The sequence below is a fragment of the Mesorhizobium sp. C416B genome, assembly GCF_030323165.1.
In the GTDB taxonomy this organism is placed as follows: domain Bacteria; phylum Pseudomonadota; class Alphaproteobacteria; order Rhizobiales; family Rhizobiaceae; genus Mesorhizobium.
In genome coordinates, this window is record NZ_CP100471.1 from 6,467,883 (window position 1) to 6,486,018 (window position 18,136).

The following is an 18,136-nucleotide window of genomic DNA, read 5'->3' on the forward strand; positions in this document are numbered from 1 at the left end:
TGACGCCGAAACCGCTGCCGGCGGCAGCGCCAAATTGACCTCAGCGCGCTCGACAATCGGCGAAGTGCGGGTTAAGGGCGAGCCGGTGGCAAATAAGAACGCCAAGAAATAACCGAATTGTCGGCGGAACGATCCGCCAGTACGCCCTGACGGACAACGCCATATGCTGTATTTTTCGCGCCTGAAGATGATCCTGATCTGGATCGCCGTGGCCGTCACATTCATCCTTGCCGCGCCAAATCTCTTCCCGGCCAGCACATTGGCGCAATTGCCCAACTGGGTGCCGAAGCGGCAGATGACGCTTGGTCTCGATCTGCAGGGCGGTTCGCACATCCTCTTGCAGATGGACCAGAACGACCTGGTCAAGGCGCAGCTGGAAACGACGCGCGACGAGATCCGCACGCTGCTGCGCGATGCCAAGGTGGGCTATACCGGCCTTGGCGGCACCGGCAGGACCGTACAAGTGCGCATCACCGATCCAACCCAGATCGATGCCGCCAAGGCGGCGCTTAAGCCGCTGACCGATCCGGTCGCCGCCGGCCTGTTCACCGGTGGCTCCATCCAGGAGATGTCCCTGGATGATTCCGAAGCCGGGCTGCTCAAATTCACCGTCACCGACGCCGGCATCAAATACCGCACCTCGGCCGCATTGGCGCAGTCGATCGAAGTCGTCGAGCGTCGCGTCAACGAACTCGGCACCACCGAGCCGATCGTGCAGCGGCAGGGCGACGACCGTGTACTCGTCCAGGTGCCGGGCCTGCAGGATCCGCAAAGGCTGAAGGAGATCATCGGCCAGACCGCCAAGATGACCTTCCAGATGGTCGATACCTCGATGTCGGTGCAGGATGCGCTGAACGGCCGCCCGCCGGCAGGCTCCTCGGTGCTTTATTCGCAGGACGATCCGCCGGTTCCGTATCTGGTGGAAAATCGCGTCATCGTGTCCGGTGAAGATCTTGCCAAGGCGACGGCAACCTATGATTCCCGAAACAACGAGCCGGTGGTTTCGTTCGTCTTCAACTCGCGCGGTGCGACACGATTCGGCCAGGCGACGCAGCAGAATGTCGGCAAGCCGTTCGCCATCATCCTCGACAATCAGGTGATTTCGGCGCCGGTGATCCGCGAACCGATCCTCGGCGGCAGCGGCCAGATCTCAGGCAATTTCACCGCCGAAAGCGCCAACGACCTCGCCGTGCTGCTGCGCGCCGGCGCGCTGCCGGCAAAGCTGACCGTGATCGAAGAACGCACCGTCGGCCCGGGCCTCGGCCAGGATTCGATCCATGCCGGCAAGGTCGCCGGCATCATCGGCTCCATTCTCGTCGTCGCCTTCATGTTCGTCGCCTACGGACTTCTCGGCTTCCTCGCCAACATTGCGCTCGCCGTGCACGTGGCGATGATCGTCGGGGTCTTGTCGCTGCTTGGCGCGACACTGACCTTGCCCGGCATTGCCGGTATCGTGCTGACCATCGGCATGGCGGTCGATTCCAACGTGCTGATCTATGAGCGTATCCGAGAGGAGCGACGGGCCGGCCGTTCGGTCATCCAGTCGATCGACACAGGCTTCACCAAGGCGTTGGCGACCATCGTGGATTCCAACGTGACGTCGCTGATTGCCACGGTCGTGCTGTTCTATCTCGGCACCGGACCGGTCAAGGGCTTCGCCATCACCTATGCCATCGGCATTTTGACCACGGTGTTCACCGCCTTCACCTTCACCCGTCTGCTGGTGTCGATCTGGCTGCGCCGTGCGCGTCCGAAGGAATTGCCGCGTGCGCCGGTGACCTTCGTTCCGGCCGGCACGAAAATCCCGTTCATGGGCATCCGCCGCTGGACGTTCGCACTGTCCAGCCTGCTGTCGATCGCGTCGGTTATCGGATTCCTGACCATCGACATCAACTACGGCATCGACTTCAAGGGCGGCTCGATCATCGAGGTGCAGTCCAAGCAAGGCGACGCCGATATTGGCGATATCAGAAGCCGGCTGTCGGAGCTCAATATCGGTGAAGTGCAGGTCCAGCAATTCGGCGCGCCGAATGACGTGCTGATCCGCGTTGGCACCCAGGATGGCGGTGAGAACGCCGAGCAGACCGTCATCGACAAGGTGCGCGGCGAGCTGCAGGACAATTACGATTTCCGCCGCGTCGAGGTGGTGGGTCCCACCGTTTCGGGCGAACTGGCCAAGCAAGGCACGATTGCGATGATCATCGCGCTGATCGGCATCCTGGTCTATGTCTGGTTCCGCTTCGAATGGCAGTTCGCGGTCGGCGCAATCGTGGCGACGGTGCACGATGTGGTGATGACGCTGGGCTTCTTCGTCATCACCGGGCTCGAGTTCAACCAGTCTTCGCTGGCGGCGATCCTGACCATTATCGGCTATTCGCTCAACGACACGATCGTCGTCTATGACCGTGTTCGAGAAGATTTGCGAAAATACAAACGAATGCCGCTCCCACAATTGTTGAACAACGCCATCAACGAGACGCTGTCGAGAACGACGCTGACTTCGGTGACGACCATCCTGGCGCTGCTGGCGCTCGTGTTGTTCGGCGGCGAGGTGATCCGCTCGTTCACCATGGCGATGCTGTTCGGCGTCGTCTTTGGCACCTATTCGTCGATCTTCATCGCAGCGCCCTTGCTGATCCTGTTCAGGCTCAGGCCGCAGGGAGCGAGCGCCGATGAGGAGAAGCCGGTTGGTGGCGGCAAGGCCATGGCGACCTGACGGCTGCGCTGGTGGCAAAAGGCATCGTCATCCGCGAGGCGCATTTCCCCGGACGGGCGCCGATCGAAGCCTACGGCAATGGCGGCTTCCGCTTCGCCGACATGTCGCATCGCGGCTCGCTTCTTTGCCTGCCCTCCGGCATCCATGGCTGGGAGCCGGCCGATCCGCTGGCCCTGACGGCGGCGGATTTCGACCTGCTGCTGGCCGAGGCCGGCAAGGTCGAGATCCTGCTGGTCGGCACAGGCAAGGATTTGCGGCCCTTGCCGACAGCACTTCGGGCGGCGCTGAAAGCGGCTGGCATTGGCTCCGACCCGATGTCGACGGGGGCAGCGGTGCGGACCTACAATGTTCTGCTTGCCGAAGACCGCGCCGTGGCCGCGGCGCTGATCGCCGTCGACTGACGTGACCGATACAGCTGACATCGTCATGGAGACGGTGCGCGCCGGCGACCATGACCGCTATGTCAGCGCACTCTATGCACCGGCCAACAAGCGCGCGGCGCTGTTTTCGCTTTACGCCTTCAATGCCGAGATTGCGTCTGTCCGAGACCGCATCCACGAGGCATTGCCGGGCGAAGTGAGGCTGCAATGGTGGCGCGATGTCATCGCTGCTGAAGCCGCAGCCACAGGCAACCCGCTCGCCGATGCGCTGAAGGCGACGATTTCTGCCCATGGCCTGCCCAAAACTGCCTTCGACAACATGCTCGAGGCGCGCATCTTCGACCTCTATGACGATCCGATGCCGTCGCGCACCGACCTCGAGGGATATTGCGGCGAGACGGCGGCGGCGCTGATCCAGCTGGCGGCGATGGTGCTCGATCCCAATGAGGCGCCGCCCTTTGCCGAACTGGCGGGCAGGGCCGGCTGCGCCCAGGCGATGACCGGCCTGTTGCTGCTGTTGCCGCTGCATCGCCGGCGCGGGCAATGCTTCGTGCCGGCGGATATCCTTGCCGCGGTAGGCTCATCGCCGGAAGAGTTCGTCGGCGGCGACGGCGGCCCCGGCGCTCAGCGCGCGGTGGCTGCGATGATTGCATTGGCGCAGGAGCATCTCCGCGCTTTCGAGCAAGGGGCGTCCGCACTTCCGCAAACGCTGCGTCCGGCGTTCCTGCCGCTGGCGCTGACCAGCGCCTATCTCGGCAAGATGGCGAGTGGTCGTCGCTCGCCGCTTGGCGGCGCAGCCCGGCTTTCGGCTCTGCGTCGGCATTGGCTGTTGCTCAGGCGCGCAACGCGGGGATGGACAGCGAGTTAACGTAGACGTCAATCGCGTTAGGACTCTGAGACTTGGCTATTCAGCAGCTTCCGCTGTTTGCGCCGGCAGCCCTAGCCACTCCCGACAATCTGCCCGCGCGCGTGAGGTGATCGCGTGGCGCTTGGCCACCGTCTTGTCCTTGCCGCGCAGGCGTTTGCCTTCGGTCTTCGGTGCTTCCACCGGCGGGAAAAGGCCGAAATTGACGTTCATCGGCTGGAACGAGCGTTTGCCCGGCTCGTCGTCTGAGACGATGTGGCCGCCGGTGATGTGGTTGAGCAGGGCGCCGAAGGCGGTGGTGAGCGGCGGCAGCGACGGCGCGTGGCCGAGACGCTCGGCGGCGGCGAAGCGGCCGGCGAGCAGGCCGATCGCCGCGCTCTCGACATAGCCCTCGCAGCCGGTGATCTGGCCGGCAAAGCGCAGGCCGGGCCGCGACTTCAGCTGCAGGGAAGCGTCGAGCAAGGTCGGCGAGTTGATGTAGGTGTTGCGGTGCAGGCCGCCGAGGCGCGCGAAGTCGGCGTTTTCCAGGCCCGGAATGGTGCGGAACACGCGCACCTGCTCGGCATGCTTCAGCTTGGTCTGGAAACCGACCATGTTGTAGAGCGTGCCCAGCGCATTGTCCTGACGCAGTTGCACCACGGCATAGGCTTTGACCGTCGGGTTGTGCTCATTGGTCAGCCCCATCGGCTTCATCGGTCCGTAGCGAAGCGTCTCGACACCGCGCTCGGCCATGATCTCGATCGGCAGGCAGCCGTCGAAATAGGGCGTGCCTTCCCACTGCTTGAATTCGGTCTTGTGGCCGTCGACCAGCGCCTGTACGAAGGCGAGATACTGGTCCTTGTCCATCGGGCAGTTGATGTAATCCTTGCCGGTGCCGCCGGGCCCAACCTTGTCGTAGCGCGACTGGAACCAGCAGGTGTCCATGTCGATCGTGTCGAAATGGATGATCGGGGCAATCGCGTCGAAGAAGGCCAGTGCGTCGGCGCCGGTCGCCTCGGCGATCGACTGGGCGAGCGAAGGTGCGGTCAGCGGGCCGGTGGCGATGATCGCCTGGTCCCATTCCGGTGGCGGCAGGCCCGGCACTTCCTCGCGCTCGATGGTGATCAGCGGGTGCGCTTCGAGCCTTTTCGTCACCGCGTCGGAGAAGCCGTCGCGATCGACGGCCAGCGCGCCGCCGGCCGGCACCTGGTTGGCGTCGCCGGCGCTCATGATCAGCGAGCCGGCCAGTCGCATTTCGGCATGCAGCAGGCCGACGGCATTGTTCTCGGCATCGTCGGAGCGGAAGGAATTGGAACAGACGAGTTCGGCCAGCCCATCGGTCTTGTGCGCATCGGTGCCGCGCACCGGGCGCATCTCATGCAAAATGACGGGAACGCCGGCTTGTGCTGCCTGCCATGCGGCTTCGGAGCCGGCGAGGCCGCCGCCGACGATGTGGATAGGATTTTTGCTCATGAGCGCCGGAATAATCGCTTGGCGCGCCGTTTGCAATTGGCCGGTGCGAGCGTGGGTCATTGTCGTGCAACGACGGAGCTCGACTTTCTTATGTCCGCAGCGACGGTCTGATGGCGGCGTAAAGCGCCTCGATCGACTGCATGCGCAATTGAAAAGCCTGCCCAAAAACAACAACACCCGCCGCGGGAGGAGGTGCGGCGGGTGTCGTTTTTGGGGCCGATCCTCGGGAGGAGGTGGGGATCGGCCGTATTCGCCATCGCCGGGGAGGAGGTCGGCTTTGACGAAATTCTTTTCGCCGGATCGAGGGAGGCGAAATCCCTGGAAGACGAACTGCGTTCACTTTGAAGACGAACTAGCGTTCGCTTCGGAAAGACGAACTGCGTTCGCTTTGGAAACAGCGCCCGCCGCGGGAGGAGGTGCGGCGGGCGCCGTTTTGGTGGTCAACCCTCGGGAGGAGGTGAAGGCTGACCGTATCCGTCAGGGTCGGGGAGGAGGTCGACCCTGGCGAAATTCTGGTTAGATCGTCGCCCTGCGGGCGATGATCTTGATCTCGTCACGGACGATGCCGAGATCATGGAGCTGACGGTTCGAAAGGCGACCCAGCTCGGTAACGGTGTCGCGGTAAACGCGCCAGTTACGATAGTTGCGGATCAGGTTCATTGTCGTTCTCTTTTTCAAAACTGGTTCGGACCATTTGCGATCCGAAGAGGATTAGACCGCCTTGCGGGCGACGTAGTGGATGTCGCTGCGGCTGATGCCGAGGTCGGTCAGTTCACGGTTCGACAGGCGGCTCAGCTCGGAGACGGTGTCCCGGTAGCGGCGCCAGTTGCGGTAGTTGCGGATCAGGTTCATGGTAGTGCTCGTTTCGTCTTTCTTCGGATCATTCCGTTTGTGTACGAACAGTAAATAGGCTGGGTAATATCGATTTAAAAGTGCTGTTGGCGCATGGCAGCAATGCAAATTGTGCAATGCAACATTAACGCGCGTTCACGGCTTCGTCATGAAGAGACCCGAATCGGAAAATGACGTTGCGTCAACGATTTGAGCGGATCGGCTGTCAGAAAGACCAAGCTGGGGGAGAAGCGACATGGCGAGTTATTCGTCACGGGCGAGGGCCGATATCGGGCGGTGGCTGCAGGCCGGCCTGATCGACGCGAAGACGGCCGATGCGCTTAAGTGCGACATCGACGCAAACGAGCGCAAATCGCTGAGCTTCGGCACTATATTGGCCATGATGGCGGCGCTGCTGTTCGGCGCCGCGATCCTGCTCTTCGTCGCCGCCAACTGGGACGCCATCCCGCGGCTGGTGCGGGTCGCGGCACTGTTTGCCGTCATTCTCGCCGGCTATGTCGGCGGCGCGGTGTTGAAGATGCGCGACCATGCGGCGATCGGCGAGGCGCTGTGGATCGTGGCCGCCGCGGCCTTCGGCGGATCGATCGCGCTGATCGGCCAGATGTACCATCTCACGGGCGACGAGGCCTCGGCCATCGTCACCTGGGGCATCGGCACGGCACTTGCCGCGGTGGCGTTGCGCTCGAACCCGCTGACGGTCGCTGCCGTCGGCATATCCATTGCCTGGCTGTTCGTGCGCGCGTTCGACTTTTATGACCGCCCCGTATTTCCGGATTTCTTCGTCGTGATGGCGCCGGTGCTTTTTGTCGTCTCATTCTGGACGCGTAGCCAGCCGGCACGCCACTTGATCATTCTCTCGGTCATTTTCTATATCGCGGTGCGCGGCCTGGACCAGAACACGCTCGCCCTGGCTATTCCTCTGGTCGCGGTGTCGGCGCTGCTGTTTGCGGTTTCGATCTTCGCCGCTGGGCCGGCCGACCGGATCTTGCAACACGGCGGGCGGTTGCCTTTGCACGCCTTGATCGGCTTTCTCACCGGGCTGGCGATGATGCAGATCGAACTGGGCGATGACAACGCCTTCAGCAACGGCTTTGCCATTGCGTCGGTCATCGCACTGGCCGGCATTGCCGCGGCGATCATGCTGGGCGGGCGCGAGAGCAGGGGGCTGCGCTGGGTTGCCTATGCCGGCTTTGCCTTCGAGCTCGCCATTATCTATGTCGTGACCTTGCAGACGATGCTCGGCACGGCCGGCTTCTTCCTGGCTGCCGCAGTGCTGTTCGGCATCCTGGCTCTCGTCATCATCCGTGTGGAAAAACGCATGAAGGCCCCGGAAGGAGCGGCAGCATGATGTCGGGAAAGAAACTTGTCATCTCGGCGCTGGTCCTGGCGCTCGTCCAGATCGGCTTCCTGAGCTGGATCATCGCCGGCCGCGCGGCGATCCTGCGCAACGGCAAGGAGGTCTTGCTGAAAGTCGAGCCGGTCGATCCGCGCGATCTGCTGCGCGGCGACTATATTATCCTCGGCTATGAAATATCGCGCTTGCCGGTGAAGCTGATCGCCAACATCCCGGCCGGCCAGCTCGTGAGCGAGAACACGCCGATCGTGGTCCGGCTGAAGCCGGGTGCCGACGGCTATTGGCATGCGACCACGGCCTGGTTCGGCAAGGCTCCGACGCCGGCGACCGCCGACGAAGCCGATATTGTCGGCCAGGTCGCGCCGGGCTGGACGCTTGATCCTGAATCCACGATCGCACCGCAATACGGCATCGACCGCTTCTACCTACCTGAGGGCCAGGGCATGGCGATCCAGAACGACATGCGGGTGCGGCCATTCGGCGTGCGCATCGCGCTCGCCGCCAGTGGCCAGGCACAGATCAAGGCGCTGATGGACGGCGACAAGACATTGTTTGAGGAACCGCTCTACTAGAAGACATTACCCAGGGCATGGATTTCGGCAACGATCGATCGCTTCGCCCTCATGCAAACCAGACGGGCGAAGACAATGCCGATTACGGTGACGACGCGCGAAGATATCAATCTCGATGCCGTTTTGCGCGTCGCCTGGAGAAACGACACGGTCGAAATCGGCGACAAGGCCTTGCAACGCATTGCCGAATGCCGCGCCTCGTTCCTGAAACTCATTGAGTCCGATCCGCCGCCGGTCATCTACGGCGTCACCACCGCGATGGGCGAGCTGGCAAGCCGCAAGCTCGAACTTGACGAGCGCGACCGCCATGCGCGCATCAAGGCTTTTGCTGCCGCCACATCGTTCGGTGAGCCATTGCCTGAGCGCGTCGTAAGGGCGATCGTGTTGGCGCGGCTGACCAACTTTATCGAAGGCAATGCCGCGACCACGCCGCGCATCGCACGGGCGGTCGCGGCGATGCTCGACGGCGGCCCGATGCCGGTGGTGCCGTCGCAAGGGCAGGGTGGCGCCGGCGAGATCCTGGCGCTCTATCCGCTGTTTGCTGCGCTTACCGCCAGCCTTGAGCTTGAGGTGAAGGAGCGCGGTTCGCTGATCAACGGCTCGCCCTGCGCGGCGGCACTGGTGGCGGACGCAGCACTTGCCGCGCGTCGTCGCCTCGCCATGGCGCACAAGGTGTTCGCGCTGTCGATCGAAGCGTTTCGTGCGCCGCTCGAGCATTATGATGCAGCGCTCGACGGGCTCTGGGGCGACGAACACGAAGCGGCCGCCTTGCAAGGGTTGCGGCAGTTTCTGGTCGGCGCAGGGGATGGACGGCGCAATTATCAGGCGCCGGTCAGCTACCGCATCGTGCCGCGTGTGCTCGGCCATGCGCATCGGGCGCTGGCCGGCGCCGAGCAGGCGGCGACCGTATCGCTGGCCTCGATCTCGGACAATCCAGTCTATATCCCGCCCGACGCGGCGCACCCGCTGGGGCGCTGCATCTCGACCGGCGGCTATCACAATGCCATGGCGACGCCGGCGCTCGACGATCTGGCGGCGATCTGGGCCGATCTCTGCCTGCTCTGCGACCGCCACGCCTCAAAGCTGCTGAACGGCAAGGTGTCGCTGCTGCCCGACCTGTTGATGACCGGGCGGCATTGGGCCGACAGCGACGGGCACGGCAATGTCGGCTATGTGCCGATGGCGATCACCGGCTATCTCGAACAGGCCAAACTCGCGGCGCAGCGCACCTTCATTCCGGGCACCGAATCGGCCGGCGCCGGCCAGGACGACGTCGCCACCACCGCATTCTTCGCCTGGACCAAGGAAGCGACGGCCGGCCGCTGCCTCGATGCGGCAATGGCGATGCTGGCGATGATCGCCTCGCAGGCCCTGTACGTGACTGAACGCGCCGCGCCGCCGGCATTGCAGGATTTTGTCGCGGATATCAGGAAGATCGTGCCGCCGGTCGACGCCGACCGGGTGCTGGGGCCGGAGCTGGCGAAATTGGCGGAGTGGTTTACCGGTCAAGTGTTTGAAGTGTAGGCCGTCGCCGCCAGTCCTCCTACGCCACGGCTTCGGAGGACACCCTTCGCTTTATCAAGCTCCTGGGTGGCCTGCCACCCGAAGCTCGATAGAGCGAAGGGTGGTGCGGATGAAGGGACTCGAACCCCCACGCCTTTCGGCACTGGAACCTAAATCCAGGGCGTCTACCAGTTCCGCCACATCCGCATTTGTCGGCAATCCCATGTAGCCATCATTCTGTCAATGTCGGGGCGAAAATGTCTGCCGTTGGGGCGGTCATTCGCTGCAACGCGAAGATGGTTGAAAATTGGCCTCGCCTGTGACAAAAGGCGTGTCAAATGTGACGGGACGCGCCGATCCGCTTCTGCAGAATGTGATAAGAAGTAGGAAAAACAAGAACTTATTCACATCTTGGAACGCAGTTTGGAAGAATTTGAGCCGTAATTTCGGTCAAATCGCCAGGTTCCGTACCAAAAGCCATTCCCGGCAAGATTGTACCGGCAGGCTGTGAACGGCAAGACGCCGTGGCAGCCTCTTTGGTGAAGATAAAGGTTTTACGATGCAGGTCACCGAAACGCTCAACTCCGGTCTCAAGCGCGAGATCAAGATCACCGTGCCGGCCGGTGATATGGAAGCCAAGCTGATGGCGCGGCTGTCCGACGCCAGGAACAAGGTCCGCATCAACGGCTTCCGTCCCGGCAAGGTGCCTGTGCAGCATTTGCGCAAGGTCTACGGCAAGTCGTTCATGGCCGAAGTGGTCAATGAGATCCTCAACGATTCGACCCGTTCGATCATCACGGGGCGCGGCGAAAAGGCCGCCATGCAACCTGAAGTGATCATGACGGAAGATGAGAAAGAGGCCGAGAAGATCCTGGCCGGCGGCGCCGACTTCGAATTCCGCCTCAACTACGAGGTCATCCCGGCGATCGAGATCAAGGATTTCTCCGACATCAAGGTGACGCGCCAGGTATTCGAAGTGCCGGACAGCGAGATCGACGAGCAGGTCCAGCGCGTTGCCGAATCGGCGCGCAGCTTCGAGCCGAAGACCGGCAAGGCCGCCGAAGGCGACCGCGTTTTGATCGACTATCTCGGCAAGATCGACGGCGAGGCCTTTTCCGGCGGCGCCGGCACCGACCAGCCGCTGGTTCTGGGTTCCAAGGAATTCATCCCGGGCTTCGAGGACCAGCTGATCGGCGCCAAGGCCGGCGACGAGAAGCAGGTCACGGTCACTTTCCCGGAAAACTACCAGGCAGCGCATCTGGCCGGCAAGGAAGCCACCTTCGACGTCACCGTCAAGGAAGTGTCCAAGCCCGGCGCGCTGGAAATCAACGACGAGATGGCCAAGAACCTCGGCCTGGAATCGCTGGAGCGCCTGCGCGACGTGGTGCGCGGCCAGATCGAGAACCAGTTCGGTTCGATGACCCGCCAGAAGGTCAAGCGCCAGCTGCTCGACCAGCTTGACGCGGCCTATTCGTTCGAGGCGCCGTCGAAGCTCGTCGATGCCGAGTTCAACAACATCTGGACCCAGGTCAACCGCGATCTCGAAGCCGCCGGCCGTACCTTCGCCGACGAGGAGACGACGGAAGAAGAGGCACGCGCCGAATATCTGCGGCTTGCCGAGCGCCGCGTGCGTCTCGGCCTGGTTTTGGCCGAGATCGGCGAGAAGGCCGGCGTCACCGTTTCCGACGAGGAACTGCAGCGCGGCCTGTTCGAGCAGGTGCGCCGCTACCCGGCCAACCAGCAGCAGGAAGCCTTCGAGTTCTATCGCAGCAATCCGGAAGCCCTGAACACGCTGCGCGCGCCGATGTTCGAGGAGAAGGTCGTCGACCATCTGCTCAGCCAGATCTCGGTCACCGACGTCAAGGTCAGCAAGGAAGAGCTGATGGCTGACGACGAAGAGGGCGATACCGCCAAGGCCAAGCCGGCGAAGAAGGCCGCTGCCAAGAAGGCCGACAAGGCTGAAAAGGCCGACGACGCGGAAGAGCCGAAGAAGAAGGCAGCCCCGAAGAAGAAGGCCGCCAAGGACGCCGAATAAGCGTCTGACGACAAGATCAGAAAAGGCCGCCCTCGAGGCGGCCTTTTTCGTTGTGGCGGATGTGCCTTGAGCCACCGCAGCCCACCTGAACCTTTGTACGGTCGACCTGTTCTACCTACCGGCCAGATTCTGTGGTACACAGGTGGCGCAATTCCATCTGGGGAGGAGCGGAGAATCTATTCTGCCGTGCAGGGCGCATGCTGGTGCTACCGGCATGTGCAGACCGTCTGAGGAAAATTTGACGATCAGGGAGGAATGCCATGCGCTTGGTTGCGTTTTTCGCCGTCGTTTCCGTTGCAACTTTCATCGCCAATCCATCGCGGGCACAGGACGCCGCGGCGGGCGAGAAGGTCTTCACCAAATGCAAGGTCTGCCACGTCGCAGACCAAGACACCAACAAGATAGGCCCTTCGTTGCATGGCGTTATCGGCCGGACGGCCGGCACGCATCCGGATTTTAAATATTCCGAAGCCATGATCGCGGCCGGCACATCCGGCGTCAAATGGGATGAGCCGACACTGACGACGTATCTTCACGACCCCAAGGCAATGGTCAAAGGGACGAAGATGGCGTTTCCCGGCCTCAAGAAGGACGAGGACGTCGCCAACGTCATCGCCTATCTGAAGCAATTTTCCCCGTAACCTGGCTCTTCGGCCGGCCAGAGCGTTTCACCGTTTCACGGAAACGGCGATCCGCTCGATCTCTTTGTTCTTACGCAATTCCGGGCGGAACCCCATACACTTTCCTGGAATTGCTCTAGGCTGCCCGGTTTCCATCGATGGTCGTCTCAAATGTCGGTCAAGGAAAGCCTCAAGGATACCGGCGTCCGCCTCTCGGAAGCGACGGCCAGTGATTTCTTTGCGCTCTTGAAGCCTCGGGTCATGGCCCTTGCCGTGTTTACCGCCTTCGTCGGTCTGATGGTGGCGCCCGGCGCGATGAACCCGGTCATCGCCGTGATCGCCATAGGTGCGATTGCGGTTGGAGCGGGAGCGGCCGGCGCGCTCAACATGTGGTACGACGCCGACATCGACGCGCTGATGTCGCGCACGTCAAAGCGGCCGGTTCCGTCGGGCCGCGTCACGGCCGGCGAAGCGCTCGGCTTCGGCCTGGTGCTTTCCGCACTTTCGGTCATGACGCTCGGCGTGCTGGTGGGCTGGCTTGCCGCGTCACTGCTGGCCTTCACAATCTTTTTCTACGTCGTCATCTATACGATGTGGCTGAAGCGCTCGACGCCGCAGAACATCGTCATCGGCGGCGCAGCGGGTGCCCTTCCTCCGATGATCGGCTGGGCGGCGGCCACCGGCGCCATCGGCATTGAAAGCCTGATCCTGTTCCTGATCATTTTCCTGTGGACGCCGCCGCATTTCTGGGCGCTCGCACTGTTCAAGGCCGGCGACTATGCCGCTGCCGGCATCCCGATGATGCCGAACGTGGCCGGCCAGGCCTCGACCAGAAGGCAGATCTTCGCCTATTCACTGCTTCTGGCACCGATCGGAGTGCTGCCCTGGGCGTTCGAATTTACGAGCGGGGTCTATGGGATTGTTTCGGCTGCGTTGGGCGCGGGTTTCATGTGGCATGCCTGGAACGCCCTGGTCATCCTCGACAAGGAGATGAAGCCGGCCAAGGCGCTGTTTGCCTATTCGATCTTCTATCTTTTCGCGATCTTTGCCGTGCTGCTTGCCGATACCATCGCGATGCGCGCGTTCATGTCAGCCGGAGGGTGACGGCATGACGCTGTGTTCGGAAACTTCGCCTTCCGGGAGCCTTTTGTAAGAACGGGCGACAAGCTCCAGTCAATGGAGTATATTGATTGCGGTGCAGGTCGCGGTTCGCGTGGCCAGTCATGCAGAACGGCAGCACCGTGATACCGCGACCTTGCCGGACCTGGTCTGGAGGAACGGGCATGACAAGTTTTCACGTGATTGCAGGCGCCAGCGAAACGCTGGAACACACCAAAATCCGAAAAATCAGTGTTTCCGATCTTTTCGATGCGCTCAAGCGCGGTGTTGACGATTTTATGGTCAAACCGTCGCACATCGTCTTTCTCTGCCTGATCTATCCGCTTGTCGGCGTGGTGCTCGCTGCCTGGACTTCGGGTGCCAATGCGTTGCCGATGTTGTTTCCGCTGGTGTCCGGCTTTGCGCTTATCGGTCCATTCGCGGCGATCGGCCTTTACGAGATCAGCCGCAGACGAGAAGCCGGGCTCGACACCTCCTGGACGCACGCGTTCGAGGTCAGGAATTCTCCGGCCCTGCCAGCCATCGCCGCAGTCGGGATCATGCTGGTTGCAATCTTCATCGCCTGGCTTTTGGCGGCGCAGGTGTTCTACGAATATCTCTTCGGCCCGGCTCCGCCTGCATCGATTTCGGGCTTCATCAATGAAATATTTGCCACCGGACGCGGCTGGTCTCTGATTGTCCTGGGGCACGCCATCGGCTTCGTCTTCGCCGCGGTGGTGTTGTGCACGACGGTTGTCGCCTTCCCATTGCTGCTCGACCGCGACGTCGGCGCCTACGAAGCCATCCACACGTCGGTGCGAGCGGTGCTGGCGAACCCGATCCCCATGGCTGTCTGGGGACTGATTGTCGCCGTCGCCCTGATCATAGGCTCGCTGCCGGTGTTTGCCGGGCTGGCGGTCGTGCTGCCGATCCTGGGTCACGCCACCTGGCATGTCTACCGCAAGGTTGTAGAGCCGCCATCGTCCCCGACGCGGGTAGGCCTCTGACCCTGCAGATCAGCTGATGGGAAGCTTCATCTCCGGTCTTTGACCGGAGATGAAGACTGTGCGTCAGGGCCCCGGTCCGAAGAAGGACAACCGGGTGAGAAGCGTGTAGTCCGCTTCGAAGAGCATCATCGCCACGAACACCAATATCAGAAGTGGCGGCAGGATGATCGCATAGGTCAGCGCCAGCCGCTCCCAGGCCATGTGCATGAACACGGCGACGATCAGCCCGGCCTTGAGGATCATGAAGATCAGGATCAGAGACCATCTGAGATAGCCGTGGATGCCGAGATAATCGACCATGTAGGAGCAGGCGCTGAGGATGAACAGCCATGCCCAGACCACCAGATAGAGCTTGATCGGATGTTCCTGATGAACCTCCGCGACGCCGGTCGATGGCCCTTCATGCGCATGATCAGAGTGCAGCGCGTGTTGCCCGAGGCCGTTTGCGGTTGCTTCAGCCATGTCAGCCTCTCACCAAAGATAGAAGAATGCGAAAATGAACACCCAGACCAGGTCGACGAAATGCCAGTAGAGCCCCATGATTTCGACGTTCTCGTAGCGACCCCTGCGGCTGGTGAAGAAGCCGGGACGACCGACGTCGTAGTCTCCACGCCAGACCTTTCGCGCCACGATGACGAGGAAGATCACCCCGATCGTCACATGCGTGCCGTGGAAGCCGGTGATCATGAAGAAAGTCGAGCCGAATTGTGCCGCGCCCCAGGGATTGCCCCACGGCCGTACGCCTTCGGTGATCAACTTGGTCCATTCGAAGGCTTGCATGCCGACGAAGGTGGCTCCTAGCGCTGCCGTCAGAAGCATGAGGATTGCGGTTTTGCGGCGGTCGCGGCGATAGCCGAAATTGACCGCCATGGCCATCGTTCCGCTGCTCGATATCAGCACGAAGGTCATGATGGCAATCAGGATCAGTGGAATGTCCGAACCGCCGATGCGAAGCGCAAAGACCTCGCTCGGATTGGGCCACGGCACACGTGTGGAGACGCGCGCGGTCATGTAGGAGAGCAGGAAGCAGCCGAAGATGAAGGTGTCGCTGAGCAGGAAGATCCACATCATGGCCTTGCCCCAGGACACGTTCTTGAACGCGCGCTGATCCGAGGACCAGTCGGCGGCGATGCCTTGCCAGCCTGCGGGCCGCGTCTCCGTTTGGCCGGTATGCGTCAGTGTCGTTTCTGCCATGCTCCTCGACCTCCTAGGTCAGCAACTGCCGGCAAATATCGATGAACGTCGCGGCCCAGCCGGCTAAAAGAGCGAAGATGGCGAGCCAGACGAAAAGCAGGAAATGCCAGTACATGGCGCATAATTCGACGCTGAGGCGAAGCCGTTCCGGCCGTGCCCCGTTCCAGGCGCCGGCGGTTGTCCTGCCCAGGCCCACCAGCCCTCCCACTATATGCAGGCCGTGCATCCCGGTTATCAGGTAGAAAAAACTGTTGGCCGGATTGGAGGCCAGAAAATAGCCATCGGCGGTCAGGTCCCGCCATGCCATGAGCTGCCCGATGAGGAAGGCGATCGCGGTGAGCCCAGCCGCGGCAAGGCCGAGCCTGACCGTGTCCATCTGGCGCTTGCGCGCCGCGATCGAGGCGCATTGCAGGGCAACGCTGCTCAGCACCAGCATGCCGGTGTTGAGCCAGAGCAGGCGTGGGATGGGCAGCGGCTGCCAGTCCGACAGCGCCATACGCATGAAGTAGGCGCTGGTGAACAGCGCAAACAGGCAGCCGACCACGGCGAGGAAGACACCGAGGCCAATCTTGGCGGTCGGCAGGCTCGATCGGTCGAAGGCGACAAAATCTCCTGCCACACCTTGCTCGAGCCATGGTTTCGCCATCAGCCGCTGATGCGAGAGCCACCAGCCGGCAAAGCCGGCGATCACGAGAAGGAAGACCAGGATGACGCTCATGCCGGCTCCCTGGAGGGGCCGAACGTGCCCGGCATGTTTTGCGGAATGAAGTCCTCCTTGGCGCCCGGCACGCTGTAGTCATAGGCCCAGCGATAGACAATCGGCAGATCCTTGCCGAAATTGCCATGAGCCGGTGGCGTCTGCGGCGTTTGCCATTCGAGTGTCGTGGCTCGCCATGGATTGCCACCGGCCTCGCGCCCATGGCGGATGCTCCAGATAAGATTGAACAGGAAAACGATCTGGGCGAAGCCGACGATAAACGCCATGATGCTGATGAACGAGTTCAGGTGATGCGCCGACTCCGTCATGACCGTCACGTCGGTCAGTTCGGCATAGCGCCGCGGCACGCCCATCAGGCCGATGTAATGCATGGGAAAGAAGATCAGGTAGGCGCCGAGAAATGTGACCCAGAAATGGAACCGGCCGAGCGTCTCGTTCAGCATCCGGCCGGTGACCTTCGGGTACCAGTGGTAGATCGCGCCGAAGATGACGACGATCGGAGCAACACCCATGACCATATGGAAGTGAGCGACGACGAACATCGTGTCCGACAGCGGGACGTCGACGACGACGTTGCCGAGAAACAGCCCGGTCAACCCGCCATTGACGAAGGTGACGATGAAAGCCATGGCAAACAGCATCGGTATGGTGAGATGGATGTCGCCCCGCCACAGCGTCAGCACCCAATTGTAGACCTTGATCGCCGTCGGGATGGCGATGATCAGTGTCGTGGTGGCGAAGAAGAAGCCGAAATAGGGGTGCATGCCGCTGACATACATGTGGTGCGCCCAGACCACGAAGCTCAGCGCGCCGATGCCAACGATGGCCCAGACCATCATCCGGTAGCCAAAAATGTTCTTGCGCGCATGCGTGCTGATCAGATCGGAGACGATGCCGAAGGCCGGCAGCGCCACGATGTAGACTTCCGGGTGGCCGAAGAACCAGAACAGATGCTGGAACAGGATCGGGCTGCCGCCATTGTGCTGTAGCTGTTCCCCCATCTCGACGACCGCGGGCATGAAAAAGGAGGTTCCAAGCGCGCGGTCAAGCAGCATCATCACGCAGGCGACGAACAGCGCCGGAAAGGCGAGCAGCGCCATGACGGTGGCGGTGAAGATGCCCCAGACGGTCAGCGGCAGGCGCATCATCGTCATGCCGCGCGTGCGGGCCTGCAGCACCGTCACGACATAGTTCAGACCGCCCATGGTGAAGCCGATGATGAACAGGATCAGCGAGACGAGCATCAGGATGATGCCCCATTCCTGGCCGCCAGGTGTGCCGGTCATGATGGCTTGCGGCGGATAGAGCGTCCAGCCGGCGCCGGTCGGTCCGCCGGGCGCAAAGAAGCTCGACACCAGCACCAGCACGGCAAGGAGGTAGATCCAGTAGCTCAACATGTTGACATAGGGAAAGACCATGTCGCGGGCTCCGACCATCAGCGGGATCAGGTAGTTGCCGAAGCCGCCGAGGAAGAGTGCCGTGAGCAGGTAGATCACCATGATCATGCCGTGCATGGTGATGAACTGGTAGTAGGCCTCGGGGGTGATGAAATCGAACGTGCCGGGGAAGCCGAGCTGCAGCCGCATCAGCCAGGACAGCACCAGCGCGACCAGGCCGATGGCCGTTGCGGTCGCCGAATACTGGATGGCGATGACCTTGGCGTCCTGCGAGAACACATACTTCGTCCACCAGCTGTGCGGATGGTAAAGTTCCATTTCCGCGACTTCGGCGGGCGGGACGGCATCTGCAGGCGTGATATCGACCATAGGC

General features: G+C 62.1%; 17 protein-coding genes and 1 tRNA gene. 10 read left to right on the forward strand and 8 right to left on the reverse strand.

The window, feature by feature from the left end:
• Positions 1 to 163: 163 nt before the first annotated feature.
• The 3 genes from secDF to NLY43_RS31290 are packed head-to-tail and all read left to right on the forward strand — an operon-like array spanning position 164 to position 3,964.
• Positions 164 to 2,716 carry a protein translocase subunit SecDF gene (gene secDF / locus NLY43_RS31280; protein WP_023667677.1) on the forward strand — a complete coding sequence of 851 codons (2,553 nt, stop codon included), beginning with the start codon at positions 164 to 166 and terminating at the stop codon, positions 2,714 to 2,716.
• An 11-nt stretch (positions 2,717 to 2,727) separates the two neighbouring features.
• A complete protein-coding gene (locus NLY43_RS31285; RefSeq protein ID WP_023688226.1) occupies positions 2,728 to 3,117 on the forward strand; it encodes an Mth938-like domain-containing protein in 390 nt (129 codons plus the stop codon).
• A gap of 25 nt (positions 3,118 to 3,142) precedes the next feature.
• Complete coding sequence (locus NLY43_RS31290) at positions 3,143 to 3,964, forward strand: phytoene/squalene synthase family protein (RefSeq protein WP_023691113.1); 822 nt, start codon at positions 3,143 to 3,145, stop codon at positions 3,962 to 3,964.
• A gap of 36 nt (positions 3,965 to 4,000) precedes the next feature.
• Here the strand turns inward: NLY43_RS31290 and trmFO are convergent, their stop codons facing one another.
• From trmFO to NLY43_RS31305, 3 genes are all read right to left on the reverse strand, one after another.
• On the reverse strand, positions 4,001 to 5,413 hold the full coding sequence (trmFO, locus tag NLY43_RS31295; protein ID WP_023710682.1) for a methylenetetrahydrofolate--tRNA-(uracil(54)-C(5))-methyltransferase (FADH(2)-oxidizing) TrmFO: 1,413 nt from the start codon (positions 5,411 to 5,413) through the stop codon (positions 4,001 to 4,003).
• A gap of 516 nt (positions 5,414 to 5,929) precedes the next feature.
• Complete coding sequence (locus NLY43_RS31300; protein ID WP_023667673.1) at positions 5,930 to 6,073, reverse strand: DUF1127 domain-containing protein; 144 nt, start codon at positions 6,071 to 6,073, stop codon at positions 5,930 to 5,932.
• 51 nt (positions 6,074 to 6,124) lie between these two features.
• The gene (locus tag NLY43_RS31305; RefSeq protein ID WP_006335194.1) at positions 6,125 to 6,265 is read right to left on the reverse strand and encodes a DUF1127 domain-containing protein; all 141 of its coding nucleotides are present in this window, start codon (positions 6,263 to 6,265) and stop codon (positions 6,125 to 6,127) included.
• Between the two features lie 235 nt (positions 6,266 to 6,500).
• On the opposite strand from NLY43_RS31305, the gene NLY43_RS31310 reads away from it, so the two are divergent.
• The 3 genes from NLY43_RS31310 (at position 6,501) to NLY43_RS31320 (ending at position 9,715) form a co-directional block, all read left to right on the forward strand.
• Entirely contained in the window at positions 6,501 to 7,613 is a 1,113-nt protein-coding gene (locus NLY43_RS31310; protein ID WP_023710680.1) for a DUF2157 domain-containing protein, read from the forward strand.
• Positions 7,610 to 8,191 (forward strand): GDYXXLXY domain-containing protein, encoded by a 582-nt coding sequence (locus tag NLY43_RS31315; protein WP_023697610.1) that lies wholly within the window; start codon positions 7,610 to 7,612, stop codon positions 8,189 to 8,191. Before NLY43_RS31310 ends, NLY43_RS31315 begins: the two co-directional genes overlap by 4 nt.
• A gap of 75 nt (positions 8,192 to 8,266) precedes the next feature.
• Positions 8,267 to 9,715 carry an aromatic amino acid lyase gene (locus NLY43_RS31320; protein ID WP_023710679.1) on the forward strand — a complete coding sequence of 483 codons (1,449 nt, stop codon included), beginning with the start codon at positions 8,267 to 8,269 and terminating at the stop codon, positions 9,713 to 9,715.
• 101 nt (positions 9,716 to 9,816) lie between these two features.
• Here the strand turns inward: NLY43_RS31320 and NLY43_RS31325 are convergent.
• Positions 9,817 to 9,901: transfer RNA gene (locus NLY43_RS31325), tRNA-Leu, on the reverse strand.
• 352 nt (positions 9,902 to 10,253) lie between these two features.
• Here NLY43_RS31325 and tig point away from each other — a divergent pair.
• From tig to NLY43_RS31345, 4 genes are all read left to right on the forward strand, one after another.
• Positions 10,254 to 11,729 (forward strand): trigger factor, encoded by a 1,476-nt coding sequence (gene tig, locus NLY43_RS31330; protein WP_023697608.1) that lies wholly within the window; start codon positions 10,254 to 10,256, stop codon positions 11,727 to 11,729.
• A gap of 260 nt (positions 11,730 to 11,989) precedes the next feature.
• Positions 11,990 to 12,370, forward strand: coding sequence for a c-type cytochrome (locus tag NLY43_RS31335; RefSeq protein ID WP_023667668.1), 381 nt, complete (start codon positions 11,990 to 11,992; stop codon positions 12,368 to 12,370).
• A 150-nt stretch (positions 12,371 to 12,520) separates the two neighbouring features.
• Positions 12,521 to 13,453 carry a heme o synthase gene (locus NLY43_RS31340; RefSeq protein ID WP_023710678.1) on the forward strand — a complete coding sequence of 311 codons (933 nt, stop codon included), beginning with the start codon at positions 12,521 to 12,523 and terminating at the stop codon, positions 13,451 to 13,453.
• Positions 13,454 to 13,632: 179 nt separating this feature from the next.
• Positions 13,633 to 14,454, forward strand: a complete 822-nt coding sequence (locus NLY43_RS31345) for a DUF2189 domain-containing protein (protein WP_023691119.1) — start codon at positions 13,633 to 13,635, stop codon at positions 14,452 to 14,454.
• Positions 14,455 to 14,517: 63 nt separating this feature from the next.
• On the opposite strand, the gene NLY43_RS31350 is transcribed toward NLY43_RS31345, so the two are convergent.
• The 4 genes from NLY43_RS31350 to ctaD are packed head-to-tail and all read right to left on the reverse strand — an operon-like array spanning position 14,518 to position 18,132.
• Positions 14,518 to 14,916 (reverse strand): cytochrome C oxidase subunit IV family protein, encoded by a 399-nt coding sequence (locus NLY43_RS31350; protein ID WP_023667665.1) that lies wholly within the window; start codon positions 14,914 to 14,916, stop codon positions 14,518 to 14,520.
• A gap of 9 nt (positions 14,917 to 14,925) precedes the next feature.
• Positions 14,926 to 15,648 (reverse strand): heme-copper oxidase subunit III family protein, encoded by a 723-nt coding sequence (locus NLY43_RS31355; protein ID WP_023710677.1) that lies wholly within the window; start codon positions 15,646 to 15,648, stop codon positions 14,926 to 14,928.
• A 13-nt stretch (positions 15,649 to 15,661) separates the two neighbouring features.
• Positions 15,662 to 16,366, reverse strand: coding sequence for a cytochrome c oxidase subunit 3 (locus NLY43_RS31360; RefSeq protein WP_023688233.1), 705 nt, complete (start codon positions 16,364 to 16,366; stop codon positions 15,662 to 15,664).
• Positions 16,363 to 18,132 (reverse strand): cytochrome c oxidase subunit I, encoded by a 1,770-nt coding sequence (ctaD, locus tag NLY43_RS31365; protein ID WP_023681631.1) that lies wholly within the window; start codon positions 18,130 to 18,132, stop codon positions 16,363 to 16,365. The genes NLY43_RS31360 and ctaD overlap by 4 nt, the downstream gene beginning before the upstream one ends.
• Between the last annotated feature and the right edge of the window lie 4 nt (positions 18,133 to 18,136).

Excerpts from the sequence above, each read along its gene's own strand:
- secDF (WP_023667677.1), top strand. The coding sequence starts at position 164 with ATGCTGTATTTTTCGCGCCTGAAGATGATCCTGATCTGGATCGCCGTG.
- NLY43_RS31290 (WP_023691113.1), top strand. The coding sequence starts at position 3,143 with ATGGAGACGGTGCGCGCCGGCGACCATGACCGCTATGTCAGCGCACTC.
- trmFO (WP_023710682.1), bottom strand. The coding sequence starts at position 5,413 with ATGAGCAAAAATCCTATCCACATCGTCGGCGGCGGCCTCGCCGGCTCC.
- NLY43_RS31300 (WP_023667673.1), bottom strand. The coding sequence starts at position 6,073 with ATGAACCTGATCCGCAACTATCGTAACTGGCGCGTTTACCGCGACACC.
- NLY43_RS31305 (WP_006335194.1), bottom strand. The coding sequence starts at position 6,265 with ATGAACCTGATCCGCAACTACCGCAACTGGCGCCGCTACCGGGACACC.
- NLY43_RS31310 (WP_023710680.1), top strand. The coding sequence starts at position 6,501 with ATGGCGAGTTATTCGTCACGGGCGAGGGCCGATATCGGGCGGTGGCTG.
- NLY43_RS31315 (WP_023697610.1), top strand. The coding sequence starts at position 7,610 with ATGATGTCGGGAAAGAAACTTGTCATCTCGGCGCTGGTCCTGGCGCTC.
- NLY43_RS31320 (WP_023710679.1), top strand. The coding sequence starts at position 8,267 with ATGCCGATTACGGTGACGACGCGCGAAGATATCAATCTCGATGCCGTT.
- tig (WP_023697608.1), top strand. The coding sequence starts at position 10,254 with ATGCAGGTCACCGAAACGCTCAACTCCGGTCTCAAGCGCGAGATCAAG.
- NLY43_RS31335 (WP_023667668.1), top strand. The coding sequence starts at position 11,990 with ATGCGCTTGGTTGCGTTTTTCGCCGTCGTTTCCGTTGCAACTTTCATC.
- NLY43_RS31340 (WP_023710678.1), top strand. The coding sequence starts at position 12,521 with ATGTCGGTCAAGGAAAGCCTCAAGGATACCGGCGTCCGCCTCTCGGAA.
- NLY43_RS31345 (WP_023691119.1), top strand. The coding sequence starts at position 13,633 with ATGACAAGTTTTCACGTGATTGCAGGCGCCAGCGAAACGCTGGAACAC.
- NLY43_RS31350 (WP_023667665.1), bottom strand. The coding sequence starts at position 14,916 with ATGGCTGAAGCAACCGCAAACGGCCTCGGGCAACACGCGCTGCACTCT.
- NLY43_RS31355 (WP_023710677.1), bottom strand. The coding sequence starts at position 15,648 with ATGGCAGAAACGACACTGACGCATACCGGCCAAACGGAGACGCGGCCC.
- NLY43_RS31360 (WP_023688233.1), bottom strand. The coding sequence starts at position 16,366 with ATGAGCGTCATCCTGGTCTTCCTTCTCGTGATCGCCGGCTTTGCCGGC.
- ctaD (WP_023681631.1), bottom strand. The coding sequence starts at position 18,132 with ATGGTCGATATCACGCCTGCAGATGCCGTCCCGCCCGCCGAAGTCGCG.